Source organism: Microbacterium sp. NPDC077644 (assembly GCF_040702785.1).
Classification (GTDB): domain Bacteria; phylum Actinomycetota; class Actinomycetes; order Actinomycetales; family Microbacteriaceae; genus Microbacterium.
Window position 1 is genome coordinate 337,465 of sequence record NZ_JBFBME010000003.1, and the last position, 16,903, is coordinate 354,367.

A 16,903-nucleotide genomic window follows, 5' to 3' on the forward strand; every position below is an offset into this window, starting at 1 on the left:
CGCTCGCGGAGGCTGGATCCATGACCACAGACACCACGACCACATCGCGCGCCGTTTCGCGCTCCGCACAGCTCCAGCTCCTCACCGCTGTGGCGGTGTACACCGTGCTGGGCCTTGCCGCAGGCCTCTTCTACCGCGAGTTCACGAAGCTGAACGGCTTCGAGGAGGGCATGGCGGGCCAGCTCGGCCTCGCCCACACGCACATCCTCACGCTCGGCATGATCGTGCTCCTGATCGTGCTCGTGCTGGAGAAGACCTTCGCCGTGTCGTCGAGCCGGCTGTTCCGCTGGTTCTTCTGGATCTACAACGCCGGCGTCGTGCTCACCTCGTCGATGCTGATCTGGCACGGGATGCTGCAGGTGCAGGGCCTGGAATCGTCGAAGATGATCGCCGGGATCGCCGGTCTCGGCCACATGCTCGTCGGCGCGGGCTTCGTGCTGCTGCTGATCTCGCTGTTCTCGCGCATCCGCAGCGAGAAGTGACGGCCTGATCGGGCGCGGTCAGGGCATCTGCGGCGGAGGCAGCGTCTCCTTGCGGGGGCGCAGCCTTCCGCCGGTGCCCGCGAACCAGCATCCGACGATGACCAGCGGGAAGCCGATCAGGAGCCCTGGCGTGATGGGCTCCGCCAGGAAGATCGTGCCGAGGACGATCGCGACGATCGGGTTCACGTAGGTGAACAGCGGGGCGCGCACCGGACCCACCTCGCGGATCAGGGCGAAGAACGCCACGAACGCAACAGCGGTGCAGATGACGCCGAGCAGAACCAGCGAGATGCCCGATCGGAGCGTCGGCATCTCGTGCTGGGTCAGCAGCGCCGCGGGCAGATAGCCCAGGCCGATCGCGAACAGGGCGAGGGTGATCGTGCCGATCGAGGGCACATCCGACAGCTTGTGGGCGATGATGAACGGCGCGATCGCATACAGCACCGCCGTGAGCAGGATCTCGCCGATCGCGACGACGCTGGCCGACTCGCTCGGGAAGAGTCCGGGGCCCGCGACGACGACCGCGACACCGACGAACCCGAGCAGCAGCCCGCCCAGGCGCACGGGGGCGAGCGCCGTGCGATCGCCCCGGAGCAGTGCGATGATGACGGCGAACAGCGGGACCGTCGCGACGAGCAGCCCGGTCAGGCCCGAGGGCAGTTGCGTCTCGGCATGGCTGAGCAGCAGGAAGGGACCCGCCATCTCGACGAGGCCGAAGGCGAACACCCACGGCCAGTGCTTCCACGCGGCTTTCAGCGCGCCGCTGCGGAGCGCGAACGGCAGCAGCACGAGCCCGCCGAGAAGAGTGCGCCCGGCGACGACGGCCGGCGGCGTGATCGAGTGCACGGCCTCTTTGATGAAGAGGTACGTGATCCCCCACACGAACGCCATGACGGCGAACAGGATCCATCCCTTGCGGGTGAACCCGCCCTGAGCGTTCACGCGGTCACGACCGGGCGCCGGGCGCCTCGTGCGCTCACAGGGTGCGCCGGCCCTCGAATGCGCGCCCGAGGGTGACCTCGTCGGCGTACTCCAAGTCGCCGCCGACGGGCAGGCCGGACGCCAGGCGCGACACGGTGACCTGCATCGTGAGCAGCAGGCGGCTCAGGTAACTGGCCGTCGCCTCGCCCTCGAGGTTCGGGTTCGTGGCGATGATCACCTCTTGCACGGTTCCGTCGGCGAGCCGCGACATCAGCTGGGCGATGCGCAGGTCGTCGGGTCCGACGCCGGCGATCGGGCTGATCGCACCGCCGAGCACGTGGTAGAGACCGCGGAACTCGCGCGTGCGCTCGATCGCGGAGACGTCCTTGGCGTCCTCGACGACGCAGATGAGGGCCGGGTTGCGACGCGGATCGCGGCAGATCGCGCACCGCTCCTGCTCGGAGACGTTGCCGCAGATCTCGCAGAACCGCACACGCGCGCGCACCTCGGTGAGGAGTTCGGCGAGACGGGCGACGTCGAACGACGGCGTCTGCAGGATGTGGAACGTGATGCGCTGGGCGGACTTCGGCCCGATGCCGGGGAGTCGACCGAACTCGTCGATGAGCTCCTGAACGATGCCGTCGTACATCAGGCGAACCTCGTCGGGGGCTCATAGGGCTCTTCGCGCACGAAGGTCGCGCCGAGCACCTGGCGGATCACGGCCTCGCCGTACCGCTGCACGCCGCCGGGCGAACGCTCGGTGACGGCGGGCGCCTGGCGAGGCGGCGCCTGCGGGGACGGAACCTGGGCGGCCGGAGCCTGCGCGGCCGGAGCCTGCGCGGCCGGAGCGGCAGGAGCCGTGGCGGCGGGAGCCTCGTGCGGAGGCTCATACGGCGGCTCGTCGTCGGGCGGCGGCGCCTCATCGTCATCGGGGAGCGGCGGCTCGTCCCGGTCGACCAGCCCGTCCTGCGGCGAGGGCGGTCCGGATGCCTCCACATCGGCCGGCTCGTCGTCGACGGGGAACTGCGGCTGCGGGGCGGATGCCGGAGCATCCGTCGGAATCGCGGCGACCGCCCATTCGGTGACCGGAGTCGGCGGCACGCTCTCGGCCTTCGGCGTCGACGGCTCGGCCTGAGACGGCGCGGGCCGAGACGGAGCGGATTGAGCAGGGGCGGGTTGAGCAGGGGCGGTGCGGACGGGTGCGGTTGCAGCCGCCTCGGATAACGCCGTCGGCGGCAACGGAGCCGGCCGGTACTTCACCTTGACGCCGACCTCCTGCTCGATGGCAGCCCGGAGGTGGTCGGACGCGCCGTTGCCCGGTGTCTGGCCCTTGAACTTGGCGAGGTCCTGCTGGCTCGCGAACCCGACGGTGAGCACCTCGGTGCCTGCCTCGTAGTCGAGCGGCTGCACGGCCGTCACGAGCAGCCAGGACGTGCGGCTGACGCTCTCGAGCCTGCCGAGCACCGCCGGCCAGACGGCACGGATGCGGTCGATATCGACCGGGCCGGACGGGGCCGGGGCTGCCGGGGTTTCGGCGGGAGTCGAGGTTTCGGGGGCGGGAGCTTCTGGAGCGGGAGTGGGGGTTTCGACTCGCTCCGCTCGCTCAGCCCGTTTCGTCTCGTTCGCTTCGCTCTCTCGCTCAACGACCCGCGAAGGAACAGCCGCACGCAGGGCATTGAGCGAAGGCGCCGCAGGCACCGAAGACGACCCTTCGACGGGCTCAGGGACCGGCTGAGCGAGCCTCGGCGAGTCGAAGCCGGCATCCGCAGACACCTGCCCGGCGGCGCTGAGCACGCGGGCGATCATGAGCTCGAGGTGCAGGCGGGGCGAGGTGGCCCCGGTCATGTCGTCGAGGGCAGCGCTGACGACATCCGCCGTCCGTGACAGGCGCGCGGCGCCGAAGGCGTTCGCCTGCGCGCGCATGCGCGCCAGCTCGTCCTCGGCGAGACCGCGCAGTACGGCGGACGCGCCGTCGCCGACGGCGGCGATGACGATGAGGTCGCGCAGGCGCTCCAGCAGGTCGTCGACGAAGCGGCGCGGATCCTGGCCGGTCTGCACGACCCGGTCGATCGCGGGGAAGGCGGCTGCGGCATCCCCCGCGGCGAGCGCGTCGACGATCTCGTCGAGGAGCGCACCGTGCGTGTATCCGAGCAGCGACACGGCGCGCTCGTACGACACCGAATCGCCGTCGGAGCCGGCGATGAGCTGGTCGAGCAGCGACAGCGTGTCACGGGGCGATCCGCCGCCGGCGCGCACGACGAGCGGCAGCACGCCCTGCGCGACCTTCACGCCCTCTTCGCCGCAGAGCTTCTCGACGTATTCGAGCATCGCGGCGGGCGGGACGAGACGGAACGGGTAGTGGTGGGTGCGCGAGCGGATGGTGCCGAGCACCTTGTCGGGCTCGGTCGTCGCGAAGATGAACTTGACGTGCGCCGGGGGCTCTTCGACGAGCTTGAGCAGAGCGTTGAAGCCCTGCGGGGTGACCATGTGCGCCTCGTCGAGGATGAAGATCTTGAACCGGTCGCGGCTCGGGGCGAATGTGGCGCGCTCGCGCAGGTCTCTGGCATCGTCGACGCCGTTGTGGCTGGCGGCGTCGATCTCGACGACGTCGAGCGAGCCCCCGCCGGATCGCGACAGCTCGACGCAGCTCGGGCAGGTGCCGCAGGGCGTGTCCGTCGGGCCCTCGGCGCAGTTCAGGCACCGGGCGAGAATGCGCGCTGATGTGGTCTTTCCGCACCCGCGCGGGCCGGAGAACAGGTAGGCGTGCCCGACCCGGTCGCTGCGTAGAGCCGTCATGAGCGGATCGGTCACCTGCGACTGCCCGATCATCTCCGCGAAGTTCTCGGGCCGGTAGCGGCGATACAGGGCTGTGGTCACCGTCCCAGCCTACGGCGTGCCACCGACACGTGCCCTTCTCGACGGAGATCGCTGTGGACGCGGACCGGTCGCGGTGCTCAGTCCTCGAAGGCGCCGATCAGCGGGATCGCGTTGGTGACGACAGGAACGGATGCCGAGATCCGCGTGCCGTCCTCCCGACGCGCGTCCTCGAACTGTCCGAGACGCGGGCGGTCGGGCAGCACGGGGCCCTGATCCTCGAGCGCGACGACCGCGTCGGTGCCGGCTGCGGCCCAGTACTCCGCCCCGCGCACCGTGAACGTCACCGGCTCCCCGGTGCGCACGTGCACGCGCAGCTCGTCGCGGGTCACGGTGATCTGCAGCGCCGAGCCCTGCCACTGGAGCGGGAACGACAGCGACGGCCAGTCTGCAGGCAGCCGGGGGTCGAAGCTCAGCTCTCCGCCGTGATCCCGCATGCCGCCGAAGCCCGACACGAGCGCCGTCCACACGCCGCCCGCCGATGCGACGTGCACCCCGTCCGAGGCGTTGTGGTGCAGATCGCCGAGGTCCACGAAGAGCGACTGCGTGAAGTACTCCAGCGCGAGGTCCTGGTAGCCGACCTCGGCGGCGAGCACGGATTGGACGACGGCCGACAGCGTCGAGTCGCCCGTGGTCAGCGGGTCGTAGTAGTCGAAGTCGGCCCGCTTCTCCTCGGGCGTGAAGTGGTTGCCCTGCAGGAACAGCGCGAGCACGACGTCGGCCTGCTTGAGCACCTGGAACCGATAGATCACCAGCGGGTGGAAGTGCAGCAGCAGCGGACGCTGGTCGTTCGGCGTGTTCTCGAGGTCCCAGACCTCGCGCTCGAGGAACAGCGAATCCTGCGGGTGGATGCTGAGCCCCTCGCTGAACGGGATGAACATCGCCTCGGCCGCCCGATCCCAGGCGTCCGGCTCGCCGGCATCCAATCCCGTGCGCTCGACGATCCCGGCGTAGGCCTGCGGATCCTCCTGCTGGATCTCCCGCACCACACGAGCTGCGAAGCGCAGATTGAACCGTGCCATGACGTTGGTGAAGAGGTTGTCGTTGACGACCGTTGTGTACTCGTCGGGCCCGGTCACCCCGTGGATGTGGAAGGTGGCGTCGCCGTCCGCGCCGCGCCAGAATCCGAGCGTCGCCCAGAGCCTCGCCGTCTCGACGGCGATGTCGACGCCCTCGCGGCGCAGGAACTCCTCATCGCCCGTGGCGCGGACGTACTTGCCCAGCGCGAAGCTGACGTCGGCGTTGATGTGGTACTGCGCCGTGCCCGCCGCGTAGTACGCGGATGCCTCTTCCCCGTTGATCGTGCGCCACGGGAACAGCGCCCCCGCCTCGTTGAGCTGAGCCGCGCGACGGCGGGCCGCGGGCAGCATGAGCACGCGCGCACGCAGCGCGTTGCGCGCCCATTGCGGGCTCGTGTACGTGAGGAACGGGAGCACGTAGATCTCGGTGTCCCAGAAGTAGTGGCCGCTGTACCCCGAGCCCGAGACGCCCTTGGCGGGTACGCCGGTCCCGTCGGCCCGCGCCGCCGCCTGCGCCAGCTGGAACATGCACCAGCGCACGGCCTGCTGCAGGTCGTCGTGCCCCTCGATCACGACATCCGAGCGCTCCCAGAACGCCGCGAGCCACGCGCTCTGACGATCGAACTGCGCATCCACGCCCTCGACGGCCGCGCGGTCGAGTGACCGACGGCAGCGGTCGACGAGCTCGCGCGCCGGAACGCCGCGGGAGGTGTGGTAGCTGACGAGCTTGGTGATCGTGACGGGGATCCCGGCTTTGGCCTGCACGCGGAACACGTTCTTGGCGATGTCCGGCTCGATGAGCGTCCTCGCGCTGTACTCGTTGTCGGTGGCGATGACGTGGTCGGCGACCAGCGCGACCGTCATCCCCGAGTCCGCCACCTGATACGACAGCGCGGAGCGCAGCCCGTCCTGCCAGTACTCGACGGGTTCGAGCACGCGCGCGGTGATCTTCTCGGTCTTGCGCGGGTCGAACCCGGACGACTTGGCCTCGGTCGGCGTTCCCGCGTACACATCGCCGCCGTCCTGGCGGTTCAGCAGCTGGCAGCTCACCGTCACCGGGGCGTCGGCGTTCTCGACGGTGACCTCGAGCCGCAGGATCGCGAGGTGGCGCTCCTCGAAGCTGACGAGCCGCTCGTCGCGGATGCGGATGCGCTTGCCGGACGGCGTCTCCCACACGAAGCTGCGCTCGAGCACGCCCCGGCGCATGTCGAGCGTGCGGGCGTACTCGCGCACCTCTGCCTCGTCGAACGAGATGGGCTCGTCGTCGACGTAGACGCGCATGATCTTGGCATCCGGGGCGTTGACGATCGTCTGTCCGACCTCGGCGAAGCCGTACGCCTGCTCGGCGTGCCGGATGGGCCAGGTCTCGTGCAGGCCGTTGATGAAGGTGCCGTGCTCGTGAGCGCCGCGCCCCTCGATGTGGTTGCCGCGGAGGCCGAGGTAGCCGTTTCCGACGGCGAAGAGGGTCTCGGAGACGCCGTCCTCGCTGTACCGGGTCTCGGTCAGCCGCCACGGGTCGACGGGGAAGCGGTCGCGATCGATCATGCGTTCTCCTGGTCGGTGTGCGGGTCGAGGAGCAGGCGGTCGAGGTCGTCGACCACGTGGGTGGCGCCGGCGGCTCGGAGGGCTGCGGCACCGGCGCCGCGGTCGACGCCGACGACGGTCGAGAATCCGGCGGCGGACGCGGACGCGACGCCGGACAAGGCGTCCTCGACCGCGACACTGTCGCCGGGGTTCACGCTCAGCGCGACGGCACCCGCGCGGAACATGTCAGGCGCCGGCTTGGACGACAGTGCGTCCCGCTCGGCCACCTTCCCGTCGACGACGACGGTGAAGAAGTCGCGGATGCCGGCGCTCTCGAGCACCTCCTCGGCGTTCTTCGAGCTGGACACCACGCCCTGCGGGATGCCGGCGTCCCTCAGCTGGCGGATCAGGGCGAGGGACCCAGGGTAGGGGGCGATGCCGTCACGGCGCAGAGCCGTTGCGAAGGCCGCGTTCTTGCGATTGCCGATCCCGCAGATCGAGTCGACCTCGGGCGCGTCGCTCACGTCTCCCCAGGGGATCTCGATGTTGCGGCTGCGGAGCAGGCTCGCGACCCCGTCGTAGCGCTTCTTGCCGTCGAGGTATGCGAAGTAGTCGGCATCCGTGTATTCGGGGGTGATGCCCCACTGGGCGAAGACGCCGTCGAACACGGCCTTCCAGGCGCGCATGTGCAGCTCGGCGGTGGGCGTGAGCACCCCGTCGAGATCGAACAGGACGCCGTCCGCACGGCGCAGGTCTGGCAGGCTCTCAGGCACTCGGTTCTCCCATCTGATGGTCGGTCGGATGCACAGCGATCATGTCAGACTGAGCGCCTGACGGGCGATCTCGAGCTCTTCGTCGGTCGGCACGACGAGGACGTCGACCGTCGAGGCATCCGTGGAGATGCGGCGGATGCCGGGCTCCCGTCGCTCGTTGCGATCGTGGTCGATCCGGATGCCGAGGAATCCGAGGGTCGCGAGCGCTTCGGCCCTGACCCGTGCCGCGTTCTCGCCGACGCCTGCGGTGAAGGAGATCACATCGACGCCGCCGAGCTGGGCGATGTACGCCCCGGCGTAGGCGCGGAGACGGTGGATGTACACGTCGAAGGCGAGGGTCGCTGCCTCTTCGCCCGCCTCGACACCGGCGAGGATGTCGCGCATGTCGATGCGGCCGGCGAGTCCCAGCATCCCGCTCTGCTTGTTCAGCAGCGTGTCGATCTCACTGCCTGCGAGCTCCGCGACGCGGCCGAGGTGCAGCACGACGGCCGGGTCGATGTCTCCCGATCGGGTGCCCATGACGAGGCCTTCGAGCGGCGTCATGCCCATCGACGTCTCGACCGATCGCCCGCCGTCGACGGCGGTGACGGATGCGCCGTTGCCGAGGTGGAAGACGATCTGCTTGAGCTCGTCCAGCGGCCGGTCGACGAACGCCGCCGCCTGCTCCGAGACGTACTTATGGCTGGTCCCGTGGAACCCGTACCGGCGGATGCGGTGCCGCTCGGCGATCTTCCGGTCGATCGCATAGGTGTACGCGGCCGGCGGCAGCGTCTGGTGGAAGGCTGTGTCGAAGACCGCGACATGCGGGACGCTCGGGAACGCCCGCCTGCCGGCACGGATGCCGGCGACGGCACCGGGGTTGTGCAGGGGCGCGAGCACCGAGAGGTCCTCGATGTTGATCTCGACGAGGTCGTCGATGAGCGTTGGTGCGAAGAAGCGCGCCCCGCCGTGGACGACGCGGTGGCCGACGGCGACCGGCGGATGCTCGCCGAGCTGCGGTCCGTGCTCCGAGAACTGGTGGAGCATCACCTGAACGGCTTCGTCGTGGTCGGCAACGGGCCGCTGGGTCCGGTGCGTGGCATCCAGCATCGCGGGAGCCGGCTCGCCGGCATCCGCCACCCGACGCACGGTGTGGGAGATCTCGCCGGTCTCCTGGCCGATGCGCTCGATGAGGCCCTCGGCGAGCGGCACTTCGCGCGCCATGTCCATGAGGCTGTACTTCAGCGACGACGAGCCGCTGTTGATGACGAGGACGATGCTCACGCGGCACCTCCCTGGGCCTGGATCGCGGTGATCGCCACGGTGTTGACGATGTCGTCGACCAGGGCCCCGCGGGACAGGTCGTTGATGGGCTTGTTCAGGCCCTGCAGCACCGGTCCGATCGCGACGGCGCCGGCCGATCGCTGTACGGCCTTGTAGGTGTTGTTGCCGGTGTTGAGGTCGGGGAAGATGAACACGGTCGCGCGCCCGGCGACGGCCGAATCGGGCAGCTTCGCCTTCGCGACGGCGGCATCGGCGGCCGCGTCGTACTGGATCGGTCCCTCCACCAGCAGTTCGGGGGCGCGCTCGCGCACGAGCGCGGTGGCTGCGCGGACCTTGTCGACGTCGGCGCCGGAGCCGGACTCCCCCGTCGAGTACGAGAGCATCGCGATGCGCGGGTCGATGCCGAACTGCTGGGCCGTCTGCGCCGACGAGACGGCGATGTCGGCGAGCTGGGCGCTGGTCGGGTCGGGGATGACGGCGCAGTCGCCGTAGACGAGAACGCGGTCGGCGAGCGCCATGAGGAAGACGCTGGAGACGACATCCACCCCCGGCTTCGTCTTGATGATCTCGAACGAGGGCCGGATCGTGTGCGCCGTGGTGTGCGCGGCGCCCGAGACCATGCCGTCGGCGAGGCCGAGGTGCACCATCATCGTGCCGAAGTAGGACACGTCGGTGACGGTGTCGGCGGCCTGGCCGATCGTGACGCCCTTGTGGGCGCGCAGCCGCGCGTACTCCTGCGCGAACCGCTCGACGTGCTCCGGATCGGTCGGGCTGATGATCTGAGCCGCCGACAAGTCGATGCCGAGCGATGTTCCGCGCGCCCTGATCTCAGCCTCGTCGCCGAGAACGGTCAGGTCGGCGACGTCGCGCGCGAGCAGGATCGCGGCGGCGCGCAGGATGCGGTCGTCGTCGCCCTCGGGCAGCACGATGCGCTTGCGGTCGGCGCGGGCGCGCTCGATGAGCCCGTACTGGAACATGAGCGGCGTGACTACGGACGACTCGGCGAGCCCCATCTCGATCGTCAGCTCGGTGATGTCGACGTGGGTCTGGAACAGACCGAGCGCCGCGTCGTAGCGGCGGTCGGATGCTGCGATCTTCCCGCGCGTGCCCATGATGCGGGCTGCGGTGTCGAAGGTGCCGAGGTCGGTCGCGATGATCGGGAGGTTCACATCGAATCCGTCCAGGAGCGTCACGATCGGCTCCGGCAGCTCGAACGGGCCGTTGAGCACGATGCCCGCGACCTCAGGGAACGTCCCGGATGCCGATGCCAGCAGGGCGGCGAGAAGCACCTCGGTGCGGTCGGCGGCGATCACGAGCACCGCGCGTTCGGTGATGCGCGGCAGCACGTTGACCATGGACATGCCCGAGATGACGACGTCGTACGCCTCGCGATCGAGCAGGTCGTTGTCGCCTTTGATGAGGCGTCCGTCCACAGCGTCGACGATGTCGCGCATCGACGGGGCGACCAGGGCGCGATCCTCAGGCACTGCCCACACGGGTGTCCGCTCCGTGTGCACGGCCTCGATCGTCTGCTGCAGAGCGTCGGGGTCAGCGCGGTTGACGATCACCGCGAACAGCTCGGCGCGCTCCGCCGTGAGTTCGGCGACCGCGAGCGCGGCGATCTGCGCGATCTGCGCCGGCGTGCGCGGGGTCGTCGTGCCGAGCTGCTCGGCCCGGTTCTGCTGGTCGCGGCCGGACAGCACCAGCAGCACGGGGGCGGCGAGGTTCGCCGCGATGCGCGCGTTGTAGCCGAGCTCTGCGGGGCTGGCGACATCCGTGTAGTCGCTGCCGAGGATGACGACCGCGTCACAGCGGGATTCGACCGACTTGAAGCGATCGACGATCGTGGCGAGCGCCGCATCCGGATTCGCGCGCACGTCGTCATAGGTGACGCCGACGCAGTCGTCGTAGTCGAGATTCACACCGTCGTGGGCGAGCATGAGTTCGAGCACTTCGTCGCGTTCGTCGACGGATCGGGCGATCGGCCGGAACACGCCGACGCGGGGTGACACACGCATCAGGGCGTCGAGGACTCCCAGAGCGATGGTGGATTTGCCGGAATGGCCTTCGGCCGAGGTGATGTAGATGCTCCGCGCCACGCATCCAGCTTAGGACGCGGATGCTGTGGCCCGACAGAGTGCCGCCCTGTGCGCTACCCCGGACACGGCCCGGACAGCGCATCGACGAGTTCGGCGGCGCGCCCCTCGAAACGGGCGTAGTGCTGCGGGTCGGCGTTGATCTGCACGCGGTGGATCGCGATGGTCGGCTCGAGGTCCTTCCATCCGGCGAGACGGCCGAGGCGCGCGTAGAAGAGCCCGGCGGATGTGGCCGGGTCCATGCGCTCCTCGATGCTCCCCCACCAGTCCTGCTGCTGGAACAGGCCGATGCTGCTGGTGCGGCTGCCGTCCGGGTTCGTGACGCCCGAGGTCTCCCAGTCGCCGTAGTCGATGTTGTGCAGGCTGCTCTCGCCGATCGCGGCCATGATTCCGAGGATCTGACCGTCGCGTTCGAACCCGCGATCGCGTGCGGTCGTGACGATGATTGCCGCGTTCTCGAGCTGCTCCCGGTCCCATCCGCCCCCGCCCGATTCCGGGAAGGTCGACGGCTGAGCAGCGCACAGCGACAGCGGGTCGCGCGAGGACGCCATCGGGATGAGCACGGCCAGCAGCGCTGCGAACGCGAGCACGCCGATGAGGATGCCGGGCAGCAGACGCTTTGCGCGCCGGCGCTTCGTCCGCCCACTCACGCGGACCGGGCCCCGCCCCCGCGTGCTCCCGCGAGAGCCGCGGCGCCGCCCCCGACCGCCCCGAACAGGTGCGCCTGCCACGACACCCCGGGTCCTGCGCCGATGATTCCGGCGAGCATCGATCCGCCGTACAGGACGATGACCACCAGCGCGATGAGCGCGTAGACGAGCCGGTGCGCGATCGGCCGCGGCGAGAACACGCGGACGACGACGTACGCGAAGTAGCCGAACACGAGCACGCTGGCGCCGACCGTCAGCGTTCCCGGAGCGTTGACGAGCCAGGTGCCGGCCCCACCGACAAGGGCTGCCACCGCCGTGACGAGCCAGAACCGCCCCGCTCCCTCGACGGCGACCAGGCAGCCGAGCACGAGCAGCGGCAGCGTGTTGCCGATCAGGTGCGCCCAGCTCGCGTGCAGCAGCGGCCCGAGCACGAGACCGGGCAGACTCCCGAGATCCCACGAGCGCAGACCGAAGCCGGTGAACGAACCGGGCAGGACCGCGTCGGCGAACTGGATCGCCCACATCAGCGCGACCAGCAGCACGGGCGAGGCGAACCGGGAGGCGGCAGAGCGCTGCGGGCGAGCAGAAGTGGTCACACGTCGATCCTCGCAGGCGAACCTGTGGCCCGCGCGGAGTCCGCGAAAGGCGTCCGGAAAAGAGAAAGGACCCTCCGCGCACCCAGCAGAGCCCGGTTACCCTTGCTACGTTTCCGTCCTGGGGGAATTGGCCTGGATGCCGCCACGCGGAGAGCCGCAGGCCAGTCTACCTGCTCAGGCGCGGCCCGAAAAACCGTCGGCCCCTCGGGCCGCGCGCCGGGATACGATCGGAGGGACACCCGACGGCGGGCGAAAGGCAGCGCATGGACGATCCCGACCCGTTCGACGGCGCAGAGCGCCCGATCACCGCCGAGCAGTTCGCGACGCACACCTCGGCGATCCTGGCATCCATCAGCGAGGTGATCGACGGCAAGGAAGACGCCGTGCGCAGCGCGCTGGTGTGCCTGCTCGCCGAAGGGCACCTGCTCATCGAAGACGTGCCCGGCGTCGGCAAGACGATGCTGGCGCGCGCGCTGGCCGCGAGCGTGGACGCCACGGTCCGCCGCATCCAGTTCACCCCCGACCTCCTGCCGGGCGACGTGACGGGCGTGAGCGTCTACAACCCCGTCGACCGCGAGTTCGAGTTCAAGCCGGGCGCCGTGTTCGCCCAGATCGTGCTGGCCGACGAGATCAACAGGTCCTCGCCCAAGACGCAGTCGGCGCTCCTGGAGGCGATGGAGGAGGGTCAGGTCACCGTCGACGGACGCACGCACCTGCTCCCCGACCCGTTCCTCGTCGTCGCCACCCAGAACCCCCTCGAGATGGAGGGCACCTACGCGCTGCCCGAGGCGCAGCGCGACCGGTTCATGATGCGCATCTCGATGGGATACCCGGATGCCGCCGCCGAAGCCCTCATGCTCCGTCAGCGCGACAGCGTGAACCCGCTCTCCTCGATCCGACCCGTGGCGGATGCCGACACCATCACCCGCATGATCGGATGGGCGCGCTCCGTGCACGTCTCCCCGGCCGTCGAGGAGTACGCCGTCGCCCTCGCCCAGGCGACCCGCAACGACCCGAGCCTGCACCTCGGTGCGAGTCCGCGGGCGACGCTGCAGCTCGTGCGCGCGGCGAAGGTGTGGGCGGCGCTGGACGGACGCGAGTTCGTCATCCCCGACGACCTCACCGCCCTCATCATCCCGGTCTTCGCCCACCGTCTGCTCCCGGCCCGCGGCGTGCACAGGGCGGGTGCGCAACCGGTCGAGGCGGCGCTGCGCCAGATCGTGGACCGCGTGCGCGTGCCGCTGACCGCCCGAGCCTGACGACATGCGATCGCGCAGACCCCTGACCGCGCGCGGCCTCGCCGCGCTGCTGACGGGCATCCTGCTGGCGATCGCCGCGAACCTGCTGGCGGCGCCCGTCCTGCTGTACGTCGCCGTGCTGCTGTTCGCGCTCCTCGTGCTCGGCATCCTCGTCGTGCACGTGCCGCGACGAGGTGGCTCGGTCACCCGGCGCATCTCGACCGACCTCCTCACTGTCGGCGAGACGTCGCAGGTCGCCGTGCGGTTCGATCTTCGCGCGCTGCGGGTGCCCTTCGGCACCTGGCGCGACGAGCTGCCGGACGCCGTCACCGGTGACGCGGAGGGCGACTTCCCCACCGACAACGGCACGAGCATCCGCTACACGATGACTGGAGTGCGACGCGGCGTCTGGGCCGTCGGCCCGCTGTCGCTGCGCACGATCGACCCGTTCGGCTTCGCACAGCGCCTGCAGGACTTCGGCGACACCCGAACGGTGACGGTCGTCCCCGAGGTCGTGCCGCTGGCGCCGCTGAGCGGAGACACCGGCGCTGCAGGCGGCACCGCACACACGGCATCCGCACGGCTCGGCCAGGGCAGCGACAACCTGTCTCCGCGGCTCTATGTCTCCGGCGACTCCATGCGGCGCATCCACTGGCGCGCCACCGCCCATCGCGGCGACCTCATGGTGCGCCAGGAAGAGGAGGAGTCCAGCCCCGGCGCGGTCGTCGTCCTCGACCGCGCCAGCCGGCGCTGGGCCCCGCACTCGGACCAGGTCGACCCCGGTTTCGAGGCGGCCGTCTCCGCCTGCGCCTCGACCGCCCTGCACCTGGTGCAGGAGGGGTACAGCGTCGACGTGCGGGACTCCGCGGGGAGCACCCTGGGAACACTGCGCGGCCAGGAGGACGACCGGGACTCCCTTCTCGTCGCCCTCGCGATGGTGACGCCGCAGGGCGAGACGCGCGACCTCGTCTCGCTCTTCGACGGGACGCCCCCCGGCCCGCTCGTGATGATCACCGGCCGGATCGACGAAGAGGATGCCGCCCTGCTCCGCCACGGCGGCGCGGGGACCCCGATCCTCCTCGCCGCCGAGCCCCTGCCCGGCGCACTGGAAGCCGCTGCGGCCACGGGCTGGTACACCGGCGAGCTCGACGACGTCTCGGCCGCGTGGGATGACGCCATCGCCGGCCACGTGGCACCCGGGGGTGGGCATGTTCCGCGCTGAGCCCCGCGCGGCCGGTCGCACGGCGGTCGACTATGAGCGACGGATGCTGCGCCGCGACCGCACGCTCGCCGCCGCCCTCCTGTCCGCCTGCGCCGCGATCGTGCTGCTGTGGCCGTACACCTCCGTCGTCGTCGCCGGGCCCTGGTCGATCCTGAGCGTGACGGTGATCGTCGTCATCGTGGCGACGGGCATGCTCGTCCGGCTGATCCGCGGCGGCCGATTCGCCGACGGAGCACTGCCGATCCTCGCGCAGCTGGTCGTCGGTGCAGGTGCGCTCACGCTGCTGCTGGTGCCGCAGGGCGCACTGCTCGGCATCATCCCCACAGGCACGACCGTCTCCGCATTCGGGCGTCTCGCCGTCCAGGCCCTCGACGAGGTCCGGTTCGGCACCGCTCCGCTCGCCGACACCCCAGCGCTGCGCGCCGTGCTCGCCGTCGGCTTCGCGCTCGCCACGATCCTGCTCGATCAGCTCATCTCGGCGCGCTACGCGCTGCCCGCGATCATCCTGATCACCGCGATCGGCGCGATCCCGATGATCGTCACGCTCGGCGATGCGAACGTGCCGTGGTTCGTCATGCTCGCGGTCATCTCGCTGTTCCTGCTGCGGCACAGCGTCCGCCACGACGAGCGGCATCCGCGACGCGCATCCGTGGGTCTCGCCGTCACCACGGGCGCCGCGGCGATCGCCGCCGCACTCGTCGTCACCCCGGTGCTCCCGATCTCGTCGACCTGGGTGGGTGTCGGCACGAGCACCCAGCTCGATCCGTCGTTGCGTCTCGGCGAGGACCTGCGCCGCCCAACTCCCTTCACGGTGATGACACTGGCCACGAGCGCGGCATCCGCCCCCTATCTGCGGATCGCCAGCCTGTCCGAGTTCGACGGCTCGACCTGGTCGCCGGACGACGGCGACGTGCAAGCGGTGACCGACGGTTTCGGCGACCCCGACTGGACCGAGCAGATCGAGACGGTGCAGAGCCGCACGTCGATCCGGATCACGGGGATCTCCGGATCATGGCTGCCCGTTCCGTACGCGGCCACGAAGATCGTCGGCATGGCATCCGGGTGGCAGATCATGCCCGACAACCGCACCGTGACCTCGGCCATCAGGGATGCCGCCGACGAGGACTACACCGTCACCTCCGAGGTCGTCGCCCCGACGCTCGAGCAGATCCAGGCCACCCGGGCCACACCGGCGGACGTCGAGGTTCCTGACTTCATCGCCGAGACGGCCCGCGAGGTGACCTCCGGCGCCACCAACGACTACGACCGGCTCATCGCGATGCAGAGCTGGTTCCGCTCCGAGTTCACCTACTCGCTCGACGCCCCCGTCGACGGCGACTTCGACGGGACGGGAACGGATGCCGTCGAGGAGTTCCTGCAGGTCCGCTCGGGGTACTGCATCCACTTCTCCGGGGCATTCGCGCTCATGGCCGAAGCCCTCGACATGCAGGTGCGGATCGTCGTCGGCTACCTGCCCGGATCGATGACCGACGAGAAGCGCGGCGACGAGACGATCTACACGGTCAGCAGCGATCAGCTGCACGCCTGGCCCGAGGTGCACTTCGCCGGCATCGGCTGGGTCCCGTTCGAGCCGACCGCGTCGCTCGGCAACCCGACCGGCTTCCTCCCCGCGAACACGGGGGGCGGTTCGGTGTCGGACCCGACGCTGCCGGAGCCGTCGGCGACGCCCTCGAGCGGACCGTCGACCGATCCGCGCGCCGAGCAGGACCCGGGGGCGTCGCAGACGCCGGGTGGTGACTCGCTCCGGCGCGTGGACCCGGGTCCGGTCGTCCTCGTCGGCGCCGGCATCCTGTTCGTGCTGCTCGTGCCCATGCTCGTGCGCCTCGGCGTCGGCGCCGCGCGCGCCGGACGCGCTCGACGCGGCGACGCGGCGGCGGCCTGGCAGGAGGTGCGCGCGACGCTCGTCGACCTGGGCGTCTCGGTGTCGGATGCCGACACTCCGCGCACGCGCGGCGCGGCGCTCGTCGAGCGCGGCGCCGATCCGGCGGCGGTCGACGCGCTCGTGGATGCCGTGGAGCGATCGAGCTACGCCAGGGTCGCGACCGCGACCGGGGATCTCTCACGGTCTGTTCGCCGGGTGACGGCGCAGCTCCGGCGGAGCGTCGACGTGCGCGACCGCGTCACCGCGCGCCTGCTCCCCCGCTCGCTCGTCGCCACGCGGGATCGCTGAGGTGTCATCCTCTGCGGGTCGTTGAGCGCAGGCGGCGCAGCCGCCGAAGACGAA

At 70.4% G+C, this 16,903-nt stretch carries 13 protein-coding genes and 1 other RNA gene; 4 read left to right on the forward strand and 10 right to left on the reverse strand.

Going from position 1 to position 16,903, the window contains the following annotated elements:
* The first annotated feature begins 20 nt into the window (after window positions 1–20).
* Window positions 21–482 (forward strand): DUF2871 domain-containing protein, encoded by a 462-nt coding sequence (locus AB0269_RS13785; RefSeq protein WP_366211823.1) that lies wholly within the window; start codon window positions 21–23, stop codon window positions 480–482.
* Between the two features lie 18 nt (window positions 483–500).
* Here AB0269_RS13785 and AB0269_RS13790 read toward each other — a convergent pair whose 3' ends face one another.
* The 10 genes from AB0269_RS13790 to ffs all read right to left on the reverse strand — a co-directional run bounded on the left by AB0269_RS13790 (window position 501) and on the right by ffs (window position 12,357).
* Window positions 501–1,424 carry an EamA family transporter gene (locus AB0269_RS13790; protein ID WP_366211824.1) on the reverse strand — a complete coding sequence of 308 codons (924 nt, stop codon included), beginning with the start codon at window positions 1,422–1,424 and terminating at the stop codon, window positions 501–503.
* Window positions 1,425–1,458: 34 nt separating this feature from the next.
* Window positions 1,459–2,052, reverse strand: a complete 594-nt coding sequence (gene recR / locus AB0269_RS13795) for a recombination mediator RecR (RefSeq protein ID WP_366211825.1) — start codon at window positions 2,050–2,052, stop codon at window positions 1,459–1,461.
* Window positions 2,052–4,280, reverse strand: coding sequence for a DNA polymerase III subunit gamma and tau (locus AB0269_RS13800; RefSeq protein WP_366211826.1), 2,229 nt, complete (start codon window positions 4,278–4,280; stop codon window positions 2,052–2,054). The genes recR and AB0269_RS13800 overlap by 1 nt, the downstream gene beginning before the upstream one ends.
* A gap of 77 nt (window positions 4,281–4,357) precedes the next feature.
* Window positions 4,358–6,841: a glycosyl hydrolase family 65 protein gene (locus AB0269_RS13805; protein WP_366211827.1), complete on the reverse strand. Its 2,484-nt coding sequence runs from the start codon at window positions 6,839–6,841 to the stop codon at window positions 4,358–4,360.
* Complete coding sequence (locus tag AB0269_RS13810) at window positions 6,838–7,593, reverse strand: HAD-IA family hydrolase (RefSeq protein ID WP_366211828.1); 756 nt, start codon at window positions 7,591–7,593, stop codon at window positions 6,838–6,840. The genes AB0269_RS13805 and AB0269_RS13810 overlap by 4 nt, the downstream gene beginning before the upstream one ends.
* Window positions 7,594–7,632: 39 nt before the next feature.
* The gene (locus AB0269_RS13815) at window positions 7,633–8,856 is read right to left on the reverse strand and encodes an acetate kinase (protein ID WP_366211829.1); all 1,224 of its coding nucleotides are present in this window, start codon (window positions 8,854–8,856) and stop codon (window positions 7,633–7,635) included.
* Window positions 8,853–10,955, reverse strand: a complete 2,103-nt coding sequence (gene pta / locus AB0269_RS13820) for a phosphate acetyltransferase (RefSeq protein ID WP_366211830.1) — start codon at window positions 10,953–10,955, stop codon at window positions 8,853–8,855. Before pta ends, AB0269_RS13815 begins: the two co-directional genes overlap by 4 nt.
* Window positions 10,956–11,008: 53 nt before the next feature.
* Window positions 11,009–11,602 (reverse strand): hypothetical protein, encoded by a 594-nt coding sequence (locus AB0269_RS13825; RefSeq protein WP_366211831.1) that lies wholly within the window; start codon window positions 11,600–11,602, stop codon window positions 11,009–11,011.
* Entirely contained in the window at window positions 11,599–12,198 is a 600-nt protein-coding gene (locus tag AB0269_RS13830; protein ID WP_366211832.1) for a rhomboid family intramembrane serine protease, read from the reverse strand. The genes AB0269_RS13825 and AB0269_RS13830 overlap by 4 nt, the downstream gene beginning before the upstream one ends.
* Window positions 12,199–12,260: 62 nt before the next feature.
* Window positions 12,261–12,357: signal recognition particle sRNA small type (gene ffs / locus AB0269_RS13835), an RNA gene on the reverse strand.
* A gap of 104 nt (window positions 12,358–12,461) precedes the next feature.
* Between ffs and AB0269_RS13840 the strand changes: the two genes are divergently transcribed.
* The 3 genes from AB0269_RS13840 to AB0269_RS13850 are packed head-to-tail and all read left to right on the forward strand — an operon-like array spanning window position 12,462 to window position 16,849.
* Window positions 12,462–13,457, forward strand: a complete 996-nt coding sequence (locus AB0269_RS13840; RefSeq protein ID WP_366211833.1) for a MoxR family ATPase — start codon at window positions 12,462–12,464, stop codon at window positions 13,455–13,457.
* Window positions 13,458–13,461: 4 nt separating this feature from the next.
* A complete protein-coding gene (locus AB0269_RS13845) occupies window positions 13,462–14,658 on the forward strand; it encodes a DUF58 domain-containing protein (protein WP_366211834.1) in 1,197 nt (398 codons plus the stop codon).
* Entirely contained in the window at window positions 14,645–16,849 is a 2,205-nt protein-coding gene (locus AB0269_RS13850) for a DUF3488 and transglutaminase-like domain-containing protein (RefSeq protein ID WP_366211835.1), read from the forward strand. The genes AB0269_RS13845 and AB0269_RS13850 overlap by 14 nt, the downstream gene beginning before the upstream one ends.
* The last annotated feature ends 54 nt before the right edge of the window (window positions 16,850–16,903 follow it).